At 63.2% G+C, this 17,313-nt stretch carries 18 protein-coding genes and 1 pseudogene; 8 read left to right on the top strand and 11 right to left on the bottom strand.

Translation table 11 applies throughout. The annotated features are described in order from the left end of the window. Genes G0P99_RS05135 through G0P99_RS05120 form a run of 4 tightly spaced genes read right to left on the bottom strand, consistent with a single transcriptional unit; the run spans position 1 to position 4,806 of the window. Positions 1-699 (bottom strand): FkbM family methyltransferase, encoded by a 699-nt coding sequence (locus tag G0P99_RS05135; RefSeq protein WP_164128322.1) that lies wholly within the window; start codon positions 697-699, stop codon positions 1-3. Between the two features lie 3 nt (positions 700-702). Beyond that, positions 703-3,090: a glycosyltransferase family 2 protein gene (locus G0P99_RS05130; RefSeq protein WP_164128321.1), complete on the bottom strand. Its 2,388-nt coding sequence runs from the start codon at positions 3,088-3,090 to the stop codon at positions 703-705. Beyond that, positions 3,090-3,755, bottom strand: a complete 666-nt coding sequence (locus G0P99_RS05125) for a sulfotransferase (protein ID WP_164128320.1) — start codon at positions 3,753-3,755, stop codon at positions 3,090-3,092. Before G0P99_RS05125 ends, G0P99_RS05130 begins: the two co-directional genes overlap by 1 nt. A gap of 1 nt (position 3,756) precedes the next feature. Next, on the bottom strand, positions 3,757-4,806 hold the full coding sequence (locus G0P99_RS05120; protein WP_164128319.1) for a glycosyltransferase family 2 protein: 1,050 nt from the start codon (positions 4,804-4,806) through the stop codon (positions 3,757-3,759). Between the two features lie 245 nt (positions 4,807-5,051). Between G0P99_RS05120 and G0P99_RS05115 the strand changes: the two genes are divergently transcribed. From G0P99_RS05115 to G0P99_RS05105, 3 genes are all read left to right on the top strand, one after another. Continuing rightward, the gene (locus tag G0P99_RS05115) at positions 5,052-5,960 is read left to right on the top strand and encodes a MoxR family ATPase (protein WP_164128318.1); all 909 of its coding nucleotides are present in this window, start codon (positions 5,052-5,054) and stop codon (positions 5,958-5,960) included. Between the two features lie 60 nt (positions 5,961-6,020). Next, positions 6,021-7,286, top strand: a complete 1,266-nt coding sequence (locus tag G0P99_RS05110) for a VWA domain-containing protein (protein ID WP_164128317.1) — start codon at positions 6,021-6,023, stop codon at positions 7,284-7,286. A 117-nt stretch (positions 7,287-7,403) separates the two neighbouring features. After that, on the top strand, positions 7,404-8,234 hold the full coding sequence (locus G0P99_RS05105; protein ID WP_164128316.1) for a class I SAM-dependent methyltransferase: 831 nt from the start codon (positions 7,404-7,406) through the stop codon (positions 8,232-8,234). Between the two features lie 217 nt (positions 8,235-8,451). Here the strand turns inward: G0P99_RS05105 and G0P99_RS05100 are convergent, their stop codons facing one another. The 7 genes from G0P99_RS05100 to G0P99_RS05070 form a co-directional block, all read right to left on the bottom strand. Beyond that, positions 8,452-8,958 (bottom strand): hypothetical protein, encoded by a 507-nt coding sequence (locus G0P99_RS05100; RefSeq protein WP_164128315.1) that lies wholly within the window; start codon positions 8,956-8,958, stop codon positions 8,452-8,454. 103 nt (positions 8,959-9,061) lie between these two features. After that, entirely contained in the window at positions 9,062-9,694 is a 633-nt protein-coding gene (locus G0P99_RS05095; RefSeq protein WP_164128314.1) for a cytochrome c3 family protein, read from the bottom strand. Then, positions 9,694-10,164 (bottom strand): nitrate reductase cytochrome c-type subunit, encoded by a 471-nt coding sequence (locus tag G0P99_RS05090; RefSeq protein ID WP_164128313.1) that lies wholly within the window; start codon positions 10,162-10,164, stop codon positions 9,694-9,696. The genes G0P99_RS05095 and G0P99_RS05090 overlap by 1 nt, the downstream gene beginning before the upstream one ends. 2 nt (positions 10,165-10,166) lie before the next feature. Then, on the bottom strand, positions 10,167-12,668 hold the full coding sequence (napA, locus tag G0P99_RS05085; RefSeq protein WP_164128312.1) for a periplasmic nitrate reductase subunit alpha: 2,502 nt from the start codon (positions 12,666-12,668) through the stop codon (positions 10,167-10,169). Between the two features lie 21 nt (positions 12,669-12,689). Next, on the bottom strand, positions 12,690-12,953 hold the full coding sequence (locus G0P99_RS05080; RefSeq protein ID WP_164128311.1) for a chaperone NapD: 264 nt from the start codon (positions 12,951-12,953) through the stop codon (positions 12,690-12,692). Then, positions 12,946-13,443, bottom strand: a complete 498-nt coding sequence (napF, locus tag G0P99_RS05075) for a ferredoxin-type protein NapF (RefSeq protein WP_164128310.1) — start codon at positions 13,441-13,443, stop codon at positions 12,946-12,948. Before napF ends, G0P99_RS05080 begins: the two co-directional genes overlap by 8 nt. A 4-nt stretch (positions 13,444-13,447) precedes the next feature. Then, positions 13,448-13,621, bottom strand: a complete 174-nt coding sequence (locus G0P99_RS05070; RefSeq protein ID WP_164128309.1) for a periplasmic nitrate reductase, NapE protein — start codon at positions 13,619-13,621, stop codon at positions 13,448-13,450. A gap of 193 nt (positions 13,622-13,814) precedes the next feature. Here G0P99_RS05070 and G0P99_RS05065 point away from each other — a divergent pair, with 193 nt between their 5' ends. From G0P99_RS05065 to G0P99_RS24695, 5 genes and pseudogenes are all read left to right on the top strand, one after another. Next, entirely contained in the window at positions 13,815-14,366 is a 552-nt protein-coding gene (locus tag G0P99_RS05065; RefSeq protein WP_164128308.1) for a YeeE/YedE thiosulfate transporter family protein, read from the top strand. A 3-nt stretch (positions 14,367-14,369) separates the two neighbouring features. Next, positions 14,370-14,963, top strand: a complete 594-nt coding sequence (locus tag G0P99_RS05060) for a YeeE/YedE thiosulfate transporter family protein (RefSeq protein ID WP_164128307.1) — start codon at positions 14,370-14,372, stop codon at positions 14,961-14,963. A 178-nt stretch (positions 14,964-15,141) separates the two neighbouring features. Further along, on the top strand, positions 15,142-16,110 hold the full coding sequence (locus tag G0P99_RS05055; protein ID WP_164128306.1) for an XdhC family protein: 969 nt from the start codon (positions 15,142-15,144) through the stop codon (positions 16,108-16,110). Next, entirely contained in the window at positions 16,107-17,108 is a 1,002-nt protein-coding gene (locus G0P99_RS05050) for a molybdopterin-binding protein (protein ID WP_164128305.1), read from the top strand. The genes G0P99_RS05055 and G0P99_RS05050 overlap by 4 nt, the downstream gene beginning before the upstream one ends. A 116-nt stretch (positions 17,109-17,224) precedes the next feature. Then, a pseudogene (locus G0P99_RS24695) lies at positions 17,225-17,313 on the top strand ((2Fe-2S)-binding protein); the annotation flags it as partial.

Genomic DNA, 17,313 nt, shown 5'->3' with positions numbered 1-17,313 from the left:
TCACCAATCGCTGCGGAATACCGCAACCTTACCCTGCGACCATCGCGGGAAAAAGACCAGACCGGCGCGGCTCATCGCCTCGAACACCCGGGCGATCCCCGCCTTGCCGATCCATTGCGGGTGCAGCTCGATCAGCACCGCGCGCAGGCAGCTCAGGTCGAGCTCGGGCAACAAATCGGCCTCGGCCCCCTCGATATCGCAGATCAGCACGCTGGGCTTGATCCGCGCCAGCGCCTTGGCGCCGTCCATCACCGGCACCTGCACCTTTTCCACCGTGTCGTCATCCTCGGGCAGCACCTCCAGCGAGCTGTCGAGGATCGAAGCACGCTGGTAAAACGCCCGCCGCCCCGGCTTCGGCCCCAGCAGGGCATGATGGATATGCGCGTTGGTGACGCCATTGGCGGCATGCACCGCCTCGATATAGGGGATCAGGCGCGGGTTGGCCTCGAAACAATGCACCTCGGCGGCCTTTGTCTTGGTTCCCACCAGCGTCGACATGAACCCGATGCCGGCGCCCAGCTCCATCACCACGTCGCCCTCCTGCACCAGCCGATAGGCCGCGCGCGCCTCCTTGGCCTCATAGCCATCGGTGCGCAGCAGCACCCGCACCCGTTTCGGCAGGATGTCGCCCTCCAGCGGAAACCGCATCCCGCGCGAGATGATGAATTTGCCGTCGTCGGTTCGGGTGCCGTCCGCCATTTCTCAGCTCTCCACATCCAGCGCCAGCGCATAGGCGACACGTTCCGTTCCGCTCAACCGCACCTCCAGCGCCTGTTCGTAAAGCTCCTCGAACTCGGGCATCGCGTGCAACTCCTCTGCCTTGGCGCGGTGCCAGTCCAGCCCGGCCTGATGCAACGCGCGCAGCGTGTCGTCGGCCATCAGCCGGTCGTATTCCTCGCGCAGTCGCGGCAGGTTGCGCTTTATCGTGACATCGCGGTGGTCGTTCCAGTCCATCCGGATCCAGTAGTTCAGCCCGATCGAGCGATCCACATGCAGTGCCCGCCCGCGCTGGCGCTTGACCAGGAAACTCTCGGCGCTGCGCAGCGCGTAATGATTGAGCTGGAGCAGATCATACCCAATGGATTTCTTCGAGTTCCGCCAACCCGATTTCAGCACCTCTCCGGTCATGTCCTGACCCGAGCCATTGACCCATTTCACCTTGTCGCTGAACTCCTCGTCCAGCTTGTTGGGCCGGTGGCAGCTGATCTTCTCATAGGCGCCGATATTGCGGAACATGGTCTTGAACCCCCAGACCGTGTGCGGCTTGGGGCAGTATTTCGGCGCGCAGGCGTCGAACTGGTCGATGACGAACTCGTCCTTCAGCCCGGTCACGCCATTATGGCCAAACAGCCGCCAGGTCATCGCCACGTTGGTGGCATCCGGCGCGGCGGCAAAGAAATCATCCAGCGTGCCATTACCGCAGCGGATATTGATGAACTCGTCCACGTCGATATGAATAATCCAGTCGCTGTTCTTCAGCACCGGTTCCTTCAACGCCTGGTTCAGCGCGTATTGCTGGGGCGAGTTGCCCTTCCACTTGTCGTTGTTGCGATGCTGTAAAACGCCCAATTCCTGCAACCTTTGCAGGATCTCGTCGGTGCCGTCGGAACAGTCGTTGGTGTAGATCAGGAAATTATCCACCCCGATGGCCCGGTGATAGGCCACCCATTCGATGATATAGGGCGCCTCGTTCTTCATGCAGCCCACGATCAGGTTGCCGGTCTTGCCCTTGGCCAGCTTGCGCGGCTTGGCGGGCTTGAACGCGGCGGCCAGCTGTTCCTCGTCCACCGCGCCGATCCGGTTATGCGGTGCATAAGAGGATGTGCGCAGCTTCTCGAAATTCTCCACCGCCGCCGGCGGCATCAGCCGCCGCGCCGCCGGGCTCAGCGCATTGTCCCCGGGCGCGTCTTCCGCAACCACCTCCTCGGCCCGCACCAGCGGCTCGGGCAGGGGGGCGGCGGTAATCTGTTCGGCCCGCGCGCTCAGATGCTCCTCGGTCGTCTTGTCGATCCGCCAGCGCGCCGCCAGCAGGTATTGCGAGGCGCGATAGCCGCGTTCGGGGTCCGCCTCGACCCAGGCCACGGGCGCGGAGGGCGGTGCGAAACAGGCCTCGGTCAGGGCCGGATGCCGCGCCGTCAGCGCCGCGTTGGCCGCCCGGAACCGCGCCGACAGGGCCGCCAGCCCGCCGGCGTCGGGCGGTGGGCCGTCGGTCGCAACCTCATCCAGCAGCGCGCGCCACAATTGCCGGGTCACCACCTTGTCGCCACTGGCGATATAGCGCAGCAGGATCTCGTTGAACTGCCGCTGCCGCGTCAGCGTCGCCGCCGGCGGCACGGCGGGCATCTCGGCCACAGCCGCACGCCCTATGTTGCGCTCGATCCCGAACATGGCGCGCACGAAATCCGTGGCCCCATGCCCGGCCAGAACCTTCGGGTCAAAGGGCAAGAACCGGACCGAACCCGGTCCGAACCCCTCTTCCCAGAGCGCTTGCAACGCGGTGAAATCCAGCCAGAAGGCCGGGCCTTGCGTCTCCTCGAACTGGCCTTTCAGCGGGTCGATCGCGGGCATGCCCGCCAGCGCCGTGTTCCACCAGTCGGGCGATGCCGCCAGCGCCAGCTCCTGGTCCAGCGGTGTGGCCCGCCCCTCGGACACCTGGGCGGCGTAATGCGCCAGCAACAGCCGGGCGGGATCGCCCACCACCGCCACCACCTGAACATCCTCGGACAAGGGCGCCAGCAGGTCGCGCAGCCGTGCGATCTCCGATGGGCGGTGCAGCGAGGTCGCCATCTGCGCCGCTGACAGGATCAGCGTCTCGGGCTTTGCCTCCTCCATCTCGCGCGTCAGCGCCTCAATCACGCCCTCACGCAGCTTCTCCTGCGCCTCAGGCGCGGTGAAGCCCCGGTTATAGCGGAACAGGTCCACATGGCCCGGATCGCTGACCGCCATCGCCAGCCGCATGTGATTGCGGGTGCCGGGGCTGCGCGCAAACAGCGCGCCCTGTGCGCGCAGCACATCGCGTTTGGCATCCAGAATGCCCTGTATCCGCGCCGCACCTGCCACCTCGGGCCCGATATGAAGGATGATCCGCATCACTCGTCCTGACTGTCGCCCGCGGCCGGGGCGGGTTCCGCCGCCTCGTCCGCCGGATTGTCGTTGACCTTGCCCCACCACCGGATCGGCAGGCCCAGAAATGCGCCGATCTTCTGCGGCGCTTCCTCGTCCAGAATGTCGTATTCCAGAAAATTCGGATTGCCCGCAAACACCTGACGGCAGAACCGGTTGTGCCCGTCGATCCAGCGCACCAGATCCCCCGGTTCGCGCCCATATGTTCCCGGCAGCCCCGGAACATCGAACATCTTCAACCGCTTGCGGCCCAGGTTGGTCCAGCGGATCATGCTGTCGGCCTGCGCCTCGGCATCGCGATAGGACAGGATGAACTTCGCCCCCGGATGCCGTTCGATGATCGCCGACAACAGGCCCCAGTCGGTTTGCGGCCAGCGGTTCAGATCGCCGCCCACCACGTTGATCTCGCTCAGCGCGTCGAACTCATCCAGCAGGTGCAGCGGATCGCCGGTCTCGAAATAGCCGCGATACATCAGGTCACCCAGGAAATGCCGCGCCACCTGCGGGTTGGCCGACTGAAACTTGCGCACCTTCCAGTCCGCCACCTTCAGCCCCGAGGCGCGCAGGGCCACGCCCAGCGTCGTGGTGCCGGACTTGGGCAGGCCCAGGTTGATGACCCTCAGGCGCACCATGTCAGAGCATCCCCATCTCTAGCAGCATCGCCTCTTCGTCGGGTGGCAGGGCGCGCGCCCGGCGCAGCTGCTCCTGCATCTGCATATAGGCGGGCCGCGCCAGCAGCGCATCGCGCTTCTCGCGATGGAGCCGCACTGCCTCGGCATGCAGCGCGCCGATCTCGGTATCGGCCTTCAGCGCCTCCAGCGCCGCCTCCAGCGCGGGCAGATAGCGCGCGATGCTGGTATCCTGCCAGGCCGGATCGTTGCGCTCGCGCCAGTATGTATCGTCAAACGCCCGGTTCTCGCGGTTCACGTCGCCCCGGTCGTTCTTGACCAGGTAGCTGTCCAGCGAGCGCAGCGCGTAATGGTTCAGCGTTGCAAAATCGCGTGCGCCCTTGGCGGGAAACTTGCGGATGCGGCGCGGATTGGCAGCCACCAGAAACCGGTGCGGCACCTTGCGCCCCGATCCGTCGGTCCAGGCCAGGGTCTTCTTGTCGCCCTTGCGCTCGCTGAAAAACGGCCGGTGGGCGCCAAAATACTGCAAGGGGAAATCCTTGCGCGTCAGTGACTTGACCTCGATCGCGGTCTCGCCACACCAGATGTCGGGGTTATGGCTGCGGGTGAATTGCGCAATCACCGGCCGGTCCTCGAACGCGTCGATGCCGTCATTGGCGAAGAACTGGAAATGCACCGAGATCGCCGCCGGATCGCCACAGGCCTCGATCAGCGCCGGAATGGTGTGATCGCCCACATGGATGTTCAGGAACTCGTCCACGTCCGCGATCCAGACCCAGTCGGCGCGCTTCACCACCTGCTGATGGGCGGCATCCTTCAGCGCCTCCATCTGGTAATTGCGCCCCTCGGCGGGGTTCGGCAGATGCACCACCCGTCCCGCCAGCGCCTCCAGATCCTCGCGCGCCGCCAGCGCGTCCAGCAGCCGGTCGGTACCATCGCTGCAATCGTTGGAATAGAACAGGAAATCGGTCACGCCCAAGAGCCGGTTGAAGGCGATCCATTCCAGCAGGAACGGCCCCTCGTTCTTGACACAGGTGACGGCCGTTATCCGCATGGACCGGCCCCGTACCCGCGGGTCACTGATACAAGTCTCACTGTCATCGCCTGTCGCGGACGGTTTTTCCGCCCCCTCGTTGTTTCCAAAGTGATGCCATTTGAGCGGCCAACCGTCAACATTCGCCTAAGCATTCGACTTATGTCGCATCCCGACAGGGGCAAAACCGGGACACTGCCGCTTGACGGCGGCGCCGGGGTGATGCCCCATTGGGCCAGAGCGGGAAACCCGAGCGGAGGCAGCAGATGACCAAAGGCCAATCCATCGACGACGTCCAGCAGATGCTGGACGAACAGGGCTATGTCTGCGGCCGGGCGCTGGCCACGGTCGTGTTTCTGTCGCTGCGCCTCGGCCGGCCGCTGTTTCTCGAGGGCGAGGCGGGCGTCGGCAAGACCGAGATCGCCAAGGCCATCGCCGCCGCTCTGGGCCGCCGCCTGATCCGTCTGCAATGCTACGAGGGGCTCGATGCCGCCTCGGCCGTCTACGACTGGAACTTCCCCGCCCAGATGGTCGCCATCCGAACCGCCGAGGCCGCAGGCGGCGCCGACCGCGCGGCGCTCCAGACCGAGCTGTTCTCGGACGAGTTCCTGATCGAACGCCCGCTTCTGCAAGCCATGCGCCCCGACCCGGCGGGCGCGCCGGTGCTGCTCATCGACGAGCTTGATCGCACAGACGAACCCTTCGAGGCCTTCCTGTTGGAGGCGCTGTCGGATTTCCAGGTCACCATCCCCGAGCTTGGCACCATCAAGGCGCCCGAGCCGCCCATCGTCATCCTCACTTCGAACCGCACGCGCGAGGTGCACGATGCCCTGAAACGCCGCTGCCTCTATCACTGGGTCGACTACCCCGATTTCGACCGCGAGGTCGAAATCCTGCACGCCCGCGCGCCCGAGGCCGCCGAAACCCTCTCCCGCCAGGTGGTGGCTTTCGTCCAGACCCTGCGCACCGAGGACCTGTTCAAGAAACCCGGCGTGGCCGAGACCATCGACTGGGCCAAGTGCCTCCTCGCACTCGATGTGATCGACCTCTCGCCCGAGGTCATTGCCGACACACTGGGCGCGATCCTGAAATACCAGGACGATATCCAGAAACTGCAAGGCTCCGAAGCCAAGCGCATCCTCGACCAGGCCAAGGCCTCCTTGGAACCCGCCTGATGCTTCTTTCTGGTCCGAAATACTCCGGGGGTGCGGGGGCAGAGCCCCCGCGAAGGCCGCATGCCTGAATACGCCCCGCTTGCCCTGCCGGAAAATCCGCGTCTGGCGCAGAACATCATCCATTTCGCCCGGGCCTTGCGCAAGGCGGGCCTGCCCATCGGGCCGGGCCGCGTCATCGACGCGGTACGCGCGGTCGAGGCGGCGGGGTTTACCGAGAAACGCGATTTCTACTGGACGCTGCACGCCTGTTTCGTGAACCGCCCCGAACACCGCACCGTCTTTGCCCAGGTCTTCCGCCTCTACTGGCGCGACCCGCGCTATCTCGAACACATGATGTCGATGATGCTGCCCGCCATTCGCGGCGTGCAGGAGGAACGTAGCGCCCAGGCGGCCGAGAAACGCGCCGCCGAAGCGCTGCTTGACGGCATCCAGCCCGAATTGCCCGAACCCGAACCCGAGAAGGAGGGCGAGGAAACCCTGATCGAGGTTGATGCCTCGCTCACCATGTCCGACGAGGAAAAGCTCAAGACACTCGATTTCGAGCAGATGAGCACCGAGGAGGTCGCCCGCGCCAAACGCATGCTGGCCCGCCTGAGCCTGCCGGTAAAACCGATCCCTTCGCGCCGCAAACAGGCGGCAGTTCTCGGTCCCCGCATCGACCGCGCCCGCACCCTGCGCGCCGCCATGCGCCAGGGTGGCGAGATGCACAGCATCGCCCGGGCCGAACCGCGCCCGCGCTGGCCAAACCTCGTGGTGCTTTGCGATATTTCCGGCTCGATGAGTCAATATAGCCGGATCATCCTGCATTTTCTCCACGCCGTATCCAACGCCAAGGGGCAGGGCTGGGCCAAGGTGCATGCCTTCACCTTTGGCACGCGATTGACCAATGTCACCCGGCATCTGAAGACCCGAGATGTCGACGCCGCGCTGAAATCCGCCGGGGCCGAGGCCCAGGATTGGGAGGGCGGAACCCGCATCGGCGCCTGCCTGCACGCCTTCAACCGCGACTGGTCGCGCCGGGTGATGGGGCAGGGCGCAGTGGTGCTGCTGATCACCGACGGGCTCGACCGCGACGACCCGGGCGCGCTTGCCGCCGAGATGGAGCGCCTGCACCTGTCCTCGCGGCGCCTGATCTGGCTGAACCCGCTCCTGCGCTGGTCCGAGTTTGCCCCCAAGGCGCGCGGCATCCGCGCCATGCTGCCCCATGTCGACAGCTTCCGCGCGGGCCATTCCATCGCCTCGCTCGAAGAACTGGCCGAAGTCATCTCGCGCCCCGACGACGTGGGCGAAAAGGCGCGGCTGATGGCGGCAATCCGCGAGGGTTAACGCCAAAGTCACCATACCGCCGGGTTGATGCCGTTTGGCCGCCGGGCAACGGCTCAGGTGCGGACCTGCAAAGACCTCCGAAACTGTGGTATCGTGACTTTGCAAAGAGGGGGGCAAATGACCAAAGCACAAGAGATTTCCGATCATTGGGGCAAGGGAGATGTCTATTCCCGTATCCTGGAAACGATGGAACTGGCCGGGATTGATCCCAATACTCTGACCATCGAACAACTCGCACCGGTGGACCATTTCCATGCGCGGGGGTTCCCGGCCACCGTCGAGCTTGCAGATGCCTTACCCATCCGAGAGGGCGACACCCTTGTCGATATCGGCTGCGGCATTGGCGGCCCCGCCCGGTACCTGGCCAAGCGTTTCAACTGTCGCGTCGAGGGGATAGACATCACCGCGCCCTTCATCGACGCCGCTAACAAGCTAAGCGCATTGGTCGCGATGCAGGACGCCGTGAGATGCCAACATGGCGATGGTCAGAACCTCCCTTACAAGGACGAGACCTTCGACGGCGGATACAGCCAGCACGTCCTGATGAATGTGCCGGACCGGACCACCTTTTTCGCCGAGGCCTTTCGGGTCCTGAAGCCCGGCGCCTTTTTTGCGCTCACCGAACACGGGCTGGGCCCGGTGGGCGAACCGCACCATCCGGTGCCTTGGTCCGAAGACGGCTGCGGGGCCTATCTGATGCGCCCGTCGGACACGGTGGATATCCTCAAGGAAACCGGTTTCAGGAATGTCGAGGTTACGGATACCGGGGAGAAATACCTGCAAGGATACAAGGCCGCCATGGCGCTCGCGGCCAAGGGTGAAGCGCCGGTTTTCGGCACACATATTCTTTTGGGTGAACTCGCGCCGCAGATCGTGAAGAACGCCGCACGGAATATCGAGGAGCGAAGGACACAACCGGTTCAGATCATTTGTCGCAAACCCGAATAGGCGCGAGGCGAGTTCGACATACCTGCAAACCGGTCGCCGTTTTGGTCGGTGCAAGTGGCGGGTCCGGTTGGCCCCCGCCATTTGACGAGACCCCTGTTCTCGGCTCCGGGTTTCAGAGCCGAGTATCCAGGGCGGGTAAATACGGGTGTGTTCCGCGCTGTACAAAACGGTCAATCGCCCGTCTGGAGCCGGTACAAAACGGTCAAAACGGGGTCATTCACTCCAGTTGCTTGGCGTTGCACTCGCGCGCCATCTCGATGGCCTTGTAGGTGCCCGTGAGGTTCACAGCAAAGGTATAGGCCTTTTCCGGAAATACGATCATCTCGTATTCCTTGGCCACCGCCTCGACCACCGACGGATCGTCGGTCAACACGTAACCCCCTGAATATCCTTTGGTAATATTGCCGCGCATCCCCGTGGCCTCGCCAATGAAAAGCTTTTCGCCCAGCAGGATCGCGATGGGTTCGGCTTCGCCCTTCTTGATGCCGGTTTCGGCCTTGGTGAAGACACCGATATAGGCGACGCCCCGGTCCTTGGTCAGCCCCATCTGCACCACGTTCTCGGCCGCATCCACGCTCTCGATCAGGCAGGATTTCTTGGCCGTGTCGACAAAGACATTCCAGCCTTCGACGCTGCCGTAGGGTTGGAATTCTTGCGCCAGGGCGATTGTGGCGGCAAAACTCGTTCCGACCATCGCAAGAGCTGCGAACCTCTTTTTGTACATTTTATTTCTCCTATAAAACAAAGCATTACAAGGAAACGGGCGGCACAGAGGCCGCCCGTGTCGGTTTCATGCTAACCCGCCGGTGCTGGCCCGGCAAGCGACCTCAACGGTCCAGATAGCTGCTTACCTCCTGGGCCGATCCGGCGCCGATCAGCAGGCTCGCCTGGCCCATGTCGGGCAGCTGGTGGGCGATCCCCTTGTGACAGTCGATACAGGTCTTCTCGCCGGTGAACAGCAGCCGCTGGTGGAAGTCCGCCGCCCGCGCGCTCTGGCGGGTGATGTCCATCGACTCGTCGGAATGGCAGTTGCGGCATTCCAGCGAGTCATTGGCCTCCAGCCGCGCCCATTCGTGCTGCGCCAGCTCCAACCGCTTGTCGAGGAACTTCTCCCGCGTGCTGATGGTGCCAAAGATCTTGCCCCAGACCTCCTTGCTGGCCTGCATCTTGCGCGCGATCTTGTTGGTCCAGTCATGCGGCACATGGCAGTCCGGGCAGGTCGCCCGCACGCCCGAGCGGTTGGTATAGTGGATCGTCGTCTTCAGCTCGGCATAGACGTTGTCGCGCATCTCGTGACACGAGGTGCAGAAGGTCTCGGTGTTGGTCAGTTCCAGCGCGGTGTTGAACCCGCCCCAGAACACGATGCCCATCACGAACCCGCCCATGGTCAGAAAACCCAAGGAATAATGGACACTTGGCCGCCGTATCGTGGCCCAGAGCCGTTTCAGGAACCCCAGCATCAGTCAGAGCTCCCCTGGTTGTTCTTCACATAGTCCAGCACCTGGTCGATATCGACAAACCCGTTCTCGACCAGCGGCCGGGCGTCTGTCTGCACCACGTGGCACTGGTTGCAGAAGTACCGGCGTGGTGTGACCGAGGCGAGGAACTGGTTGTCCCGGTTCATGAAATGGGTGATCGAGATCATCGGCGCCTGGCTGATCTCAACCGCCGCGCGGCTGTGGCAGGACAGGCATTTGTTGGCGTTAAGGTCTATCTGGTAGCCGTCGATCTTGTGTGGGATCAGCGGCGGCTGCTCGGGATAGTTGCGCACCTGGCGCAGATCCGAGTTGATCTCCTTTGCCATTGCCGGCGGTTCGCTTTCGGTGTTTAGCGGTGTGCCGCCGCGCAGGGTCGCGATCGAGGTTTGTGCCATGGCTGAACCGGCAACGGCCAGAACAAGAGCGGCAACGAGGGACAGTTTGCGTTTCATGGTCACACTCCCACCGGCACGACGCGCACGGCGCATTTCTTGAAATCTGTCTGTTTCGACAGCGGATCGGTGGCGTCGAGCGTCACCTTGTTGATCAACTGCCGCGCATCGAACCAGGGCACAAAGACCAGCCCCTTGGGCGGCTTGTTACGGCCCCGGGTCTCGACCCGGCTGATGATGTGTCCGCGCCGGGATTCCACCTTGACGGCGGAGCCGCGCCGCACGCCCATCGCCTCGGCGTCGTCGGGGTGCATATAGACCAGCGCGTCGGGCACGGCCTTGTGCAGTTCGGGCACGCGCTGTGTCATCGAGCCCGAGTGCCAATGCTCCAGAACCCGGCCGGTGCTGAGCCAGAGCGGATAGTCCGCATCGGGGCTTTCTGCGGGCGGTTCATAGGGCAGAGCAAAGATCACCGCCTTGCCGTCGGGCTTGCCGTAGAAATCGAAATCCGAGCCGGGTTTTACATAGGGATCGGACCCTTCCTTGAACCGCCACTTGGTTTCCTTGCCATCGACCACCGGCCAACGCAGGCCGCGCACCTCGTGATAGGTGTCGAACGGGGCCAGGTCATGCGCATGTCCGCGTCCGAATTCGGCATATTCCTCGAACAGCCCCTTCTGGATGTAGAAGCCAAAATCCTCGCTTTCGTGGTTGCCGTATTCCTTGGCTTTCTCGGTCATTTCGAACTTGTCGACCTGGCCGTTGGCAAACAGCACCTCGAACAGGGTCTTGCCCTTGTAGTCGGGGTTTGCGTCCAGAATTTCTGCTGGCCATACCTCGTCTGTGGTGAAGCGCTTGGAGAATTCGACGAGTTGCCACATGTCCGACTTGGACTCGCCCGGGGCATTGACCAACTGGTACCAGAACTGGGTGCGGCGTTCGGCGTTGCCATAGGCGCCTTCCTTTTCGACCCACATCGCGGTGGGCAGGATCAGGTCGGCGGCTTCGGCCGTGACGGTGGGATAGGCGTCCGAGACCACGATGAAGTTGTCGGGGTTGCGGTAGCCCGGCAGCCCTTCCTCCATCATGTTCGGGGCTGCCTGCATGTTGTTGTTGACCTGCACCCAGTAGCAGTTGATTTCGCCATCCTTGAGCTTGCGGTTCTGCAAGACGGCGTGTGCCCCCACCCATTCCGGCACGGTACCGGCGGGCAGTTTCCAGATCTTTTCCGCATACGCCCGGTGCTCGGGCTTGGCGACCAGCAGATCGGCGGGCAGACGGTGGGCAAAGGTGCCGACCTCGCGCGCGGTGCCGCAGGCCGAGGGTTGGCCGGTCAGCGAGAAGGGCGAGTTTCCGGGTTGCGAGATCTTTCCGGTCAGCAGGTGGATGTTGTAGATCATGTTGTTGACCCACACACCCCGGGTGTGCTGGTTCACGCCCATGGTCCAGAGCGACATGACCTTGGTGTCGGGATCGGCGTAGAGAGCGGCGATCTTCTCCAGCGTCTCGGCAGGAACGCCCGACATCTCGGCAGCTTTTTCCAGGGTGTATTCCGAGACGAACTCCGCGAACTCGTCAAAGCTCATCGGTTCGGATTTGCCCGAGTTCGGGTTCGCAGCGGCCTGTTGCAACGGATGGTTGTCGCGCAGGCCATAGCCGATATCGGTGGCGCCACGGGCAAAGTTCACGTGCTTGGCCACGAAATCCTGGTTCACCGCGCCGTTCTGGATGATGTAATTTGCGATGTAGTTCAGGATCACCAGATCGGTGTGCGGGGTGAACACGGCGGGGATATCCGCCAGGTCAAAGCTGCGATGCTGGAACGTGGACAGGACCGCGACCTTGACATGCGGGTGGCTGAACCGGCGGTCGGCGATGCGGGTCCACAGGATCGGGTGCATCTCGGCCATGTTCGAACCCCAGAGCACAAAGGCGTCGGCGTGTTCGAAGTCGTCATAGCAGCCCATTGGCTCGTCGATGCCGAAGGTGCGGATGAAACCGACCACGGCCGAGGCCATGCAATGGCGCGCGTTGGGGTCGATGTTGTTCGAGCGGAAGCCCGCCTTCATCAGTTTCGAGGCGGCGTAACCTTCCCAGACCGTCCACTGGCCCGAGCCGAACATGCCGATCCCTTGCGGTCCCTTGGCCTTGAGCGTGGCTTTCCACTTCTCGGCCATAATGTCGAAAGCTTCGTCCCACGAAACCGGTTCGAAGTCGCCGTTCTTGTCGTAGACGCCGTTCGACTTGCGTAGCAGCGGCTGCGTCAGACGGTCCTGTCCATACATAATCTTGGACAGGAAATAGCCTTTGACGCAGTTCAGGCCGCGGTTCACCTCGGCCTCGGCGTCGCCATGAGTGGCGACCACACGGCCGGCCTTGGTCGCGACCATGATCGAGCAGCCTGTGCCGCAGAAGCGGCAAGGCGCCTTGGACCATTTCAGATCGGTCAACTGGGCATCGGTCACCAGGTTCTGGGCGGCTGCCGGTATCGGCAGGCCAGCGGCTGCGGCCGCGGCAGCAACCGCCTGGGCCTTGATGACATCTCTTCGGGTCAGGTTTGGCATGGATACCTCCTCGGGGTCCGGCTATTGACCGATTGGGGACAGTCCGCTTTCGGACTGGTGATAGACAAGGGCGGCGCTGACAACGCCGTCGATCAGGCTGAGCCTGTTGAGCTCGCCAACAATCTCGGCTTCGCTGGGTGTCTCAAGCGTGACGATGATCTTGCCTGACGGATCGGTCAGCGCCACTTCGACCGCGGCGCAGGTTTCGATCTCGGCAACGACAGACGCGATGCGCGACGGTTCGGCGGTCAGCAAGAGGCTGGAAATGTGGGTGACGTCAGACATTGGCGGTCTCGTTCGGGCTCAGGGTGATGGCGTCCACCGGGCAGGTGGCCAGACAGGCGCCGCAGCCTGTGCATGCTTCTGCCTTTATGACGATGCGGCCCACGGGGCGTTGAGTAAAGTCAAGTCGCAGGGCCTGTTCCTCGCAGCTGTCCCGGCACAATTGGCAACTGATGCCCGAGGTCATCATGCAGCCGGGATCAATGGACGCGACCAATGTCCAGGGCCGTTCACTGACGTCGGTAAAGACCGCCTCGGCGCAGGTTTCGGCGCATCGACCACAGAACGTACACTCGCCCTGTCTGAAATCGACCACAGGTGTCCGTCCGGGGCCGGGCACCAGGATTGCTTCGGGGCAGGCGGCGACACAGTCCCCGCAACTGGTGCACTTTTCCATGACCGAGGCTTCGGTGCTCCAGGGGGGGCGAATGACGGCGCCGCGACCGGTCAGAACGGAACGGCGGCTGGATGTTGCAAAACGCGCAGCAGACATGGGTTCAGCCCGCAGGCGGTCCGTAGATCAATTGCGACATCCAGATGATGAAGCCCAATCCTCCGACAATGGCAACCGCAAGGGCGGGCGCCAGAAAGACCGCGAGGGCAATGAAGGCGCGACGCTCGTCGCGTTTCGCCGGCGTATGAGGTGTGGCTGGGCTGGATTCTGGCCTCATTTGTTCGGTCCTTTCTGGCGATCGAACAGGTTCTCTCACGTAAATGTGAAGACCCTCAATAGGGACGGATTGAAACAGTGTATTTGATTTATGTCATAGCGCCAGCGATCCGTCTATTTGATCTATGTCATGCAAATATTTGAATAATTAAGATATACGAAATTTGGAATGTAAGCGATTTGAGGAGAGAGACATGTCTTTGAACTGGAAGGCGGGGGGCTTGCTGCTGGGGCTGGTGTTCTTTGCCGCCGTCCTGCTGGTCAAGCCGATCGGGGTATCGACACAGTTTGTCATCGTCGATGGGATCATTGGCGATCTGGTGAACCCGGATCTGGTGAGCCAGACCGATGACGGCATTACTTCGACCAACGCGTATCTTGCGAAATCGGGTGGCAAATATGCAAAGTCGGTAGCCGATCCGCTCAACTATTCCTTCATCTTCGTGCTGGCGATGATGCTGGGCGGGTTCCTGTCGGCGATGGCGCGCGGCGGGGTTGGCCAAAGCGAACGGAGCATTCCCGAGGTGTGGCGCGCCAATTTCGGGGACAGTACGTTCAAGCGATATGCGGTTTCGTTTCTGGGCGGGTTCGTCGTGCTCTATGGCGCACGGCTGGCGGGGGGCTGTACCTCGGGGCATATGATGTCGGGAATGATGCAGACCGCGCTGAGCGGCTACATCTTTGCCGCCGGAGCCTTTGCCGCCGCGATTCCCGTTTCCATCCTGATGTTTCGCAAGGAGGCTTGAGCCATGTCCTCGATTCTACTCGCTGTTGTTATTGGGGCTGCCTTTGGTGCCGTGTTGGACCGGGTTGGCGCCTCTAACCCCAACGCGATCAACCGTATGCTGAACCTGACCGATCTGCGCTTGGCCAAGTCGATTCTGTTGGCCATCGGCACCGGGTCGGCGCTGATGTTCGGGGGTCAGATGCTGGGCCTGGTCGAGGTCGGCCATATGTCGGTCAAGACAGCTTATGTAGGCGTGTTCCTAGGTGGGCTGATGCTGGGGGCCGGTTGGGCCGCCTCGGGCTATTGCCCGGGTACCGGTGTCGTGGCGGTGGCCGCGGGGCGCAAGGACGCGCTGTTCTTTGTCGCTGGCGGATTGCTCGGCGCGGCCGCCTATATGGTGACCTATCCGGCGTGGAAGGCTTCGGGTTTGCTGGACAAGATCGCAGGCGGGGCGGTGACGCTGGGAACCGTGCCCGGCTCCAAGTACGAAGGTCTGACAGCGCTTCCGGGCGATATCCTGGGGCTGGTGCTGGGCCTCGGTTTCGTGGCGCTCGCCTTTGCGCTGCCGGAACGGCTTGTGCGCCGGGAGGCGACACAGCCCGCCCCGGCTGAATGATCTGCCAAGGGGGTTGGTTATGTCTGGCGCTCCCGCGCGGGCCATAGCCCGATCACCGCAGATTCCGGCCTGGCGAAGATCACTTTCGCCGGGCCGGTCTTGCGACAGACGGCAAGGCCGACTTTCGCACCATTGAATTGGTCGCCTTCCTCACCATACTTACAGGGGGGAGGCAGGCATGGAACGATTTGACAACAGTCCGGAGATAGCTCTGGAATGGCACCGGCAAGGGCTGGGTGCGGCCTTGGCCACCGTGGTCGAGACCTGGGGAAGCGCCCCGCGCCGAACCGGTTCGCAATTGGTGATCGGGGGCGATGGTCGCATTCAGGGATCGGTTTCCGGCGGCTGTGTCGAAGGCGCGGTGATCGTCGAGGCCCTGGAAGCGTTGGACGAGGGCGAGGCCCGGTTGCTGGAATTCGGGGTCAGCGACGAAGACGCGTTTGCTGTCGGCCTGGCCTGTGGCGGCACGATCAGGGTACTGGTTGAACCGGTCGGCAAGATCCTTTCGGAAGAGATGCTGGCAGAACTGGTTACCGCCCGCGGCCGCCGCGAGGCGCTGGCCTATGAGGTGAACCTGACAACCGGCCACCGCGCGTTGAAGCGCGGCGCCTATCCCGACCGGATGCGGATGGACCGTTCGGGTTTCGAGGAAGATGGCCAAACATTCGTGCTGGTCCACAACCCGCCGCTGCGGCTGATCGTTGTGGGGGCGGTGCATATCGCGCAGGCGCTGGTGCCGATGGCCCGGATCGCGGGATATGACCCGGTGATCATCGACCCGCGCGAAGCTTTTGCCAGCGAGAACAGGTTTCCGGGCGAGACCATCCTGCATGACTGGCCGGACGAGGCGGTGGCCCAACTGGGGCTTGATCCGCGCACGGCGCTGGTGCTGTTGACCCATGACCCCAAGCTGGACGATCCGGCGCTGGAAGCGGCCTTGGCCGCAGATGTGTTCTATATCGGCGCGCTTGGCTCGACACGCACGCATTCAAAACGCGTGGAGCGTATGCGGCAGGCGGGCTTTACCGAGGCGCAGATCGCGCGGATTCACGGCCCCATCGGGCTGGATATCGGCGCCGCTGGCCCGGCAGAGATCGCGGTTGCCATCCTGGCCCAGATGACGGCCGTGTTGCGGGGCAGGGCATGAAGTTTGGTCCCTTGGCCATAGCTGATGCCGAAGGGGCGATCCTGGCACATTCCGTCAAGGCCGGGGACAAAAAACTGCGCAAGGGGCTCAGGCTGGAAACGGCGCATCTGGCGCAGTTGAATGCGGCTGGCATTACGGATGTGATCGCCGCCCGCCTCGATCAGGACGATTGCCACGAAGACGCGGCGGCGCGCCAACTGGCGGCGGCCTTGGCGCCTGACCCGGCAGCGATGGGTCTGCGCGTGACCGATGCGTTTACTGGCCGTGTCAACCTGCTGGCTGACGGGCCGGGCGTTGTGATGCTGGATGTCGATGCGATCGAACGGTTCAACATGGTGCATCCGATGATCACCGTGGCGACGGTGCCGCAATATCAGCAGGTTGGGCCGGGCGGCATGGTGGCGACGATCAAGGTCATTTCCTATGCAGTTCCGCAGGTGGATGTCGACCGGGCCGCCGCAGCCGCTCATGCGGCGATCCGCGTTGCAGCGCCGGTATACAGGACTGCAAGCCTTGTCGTCACCGATATCCCCGGGGGGCCCAGCAATGACAAGGGTATCGCGTCGATCCGGGGGCGGGTCGAGGCGCTGGGCATGACGCTGGTCGAGGTGCGCACGGTTGCGCATCACCAGGCGGAACTTGCCGCCGTGCTGCCAGGCATAGGCGGAGACCTTGTGATGATCCTCACTGGATCGGCCACTTCGGATCCCGAGGACGTGGCGCCGTCCGCACTCCGCCTTGCGGGCGGACAGGTCGAACGGTTCGGCATGCCCGTTGACCCGGGCAACCTCCTGTTTCTGGGCACACTCGGGGATCGGCCGGTCATCGGCCTGCCCGGTTGCGCCCGGTCTCCGGCCTTGAACGGGGCGGATTGGGTGCTGTCCCGGGTGGCCTGTGGCATACCGGTATCAGGCCGCGATATCGCCTGTATGGGGGTCGGCGGACTGCTCAAGGAAATCCCGACCCGGCCGCAGCCGCGTGCCGGGCGGAATGCCTGATTTCGTGCCGCAGGGTGGCACTGCTGCAAGGCCGGTCATCGCGATATTTTTGTTCTCAAACGGAATTTGCCGTGTTTAACTCGGCGCAGGGAAGACAATCAAAAAGGGAGGGTCTCATGCCACAGGTCTCGATGACTGTGAACGGTCGTGCTGTTGTAGGTACGGTTGAGGGTCGTGAGTTGTTGAGTGGATTTTTGCGGGATCA

The organism is Ruegeria sp. PrR005, from assembly GCF_010500245.1.
In the GTDB taxonomy this organism is placed as follows: domain Bacteria; phylum Pseudomonadota; class Alphaproteobacteria; order Rhodobacterales; family Rhodobacteraceae; genus Ruegeria_B; species Ruegeria_B marisflavi.
This window is presented reverse-complemented; position numbering and strand designations above follow the sequence as displayed.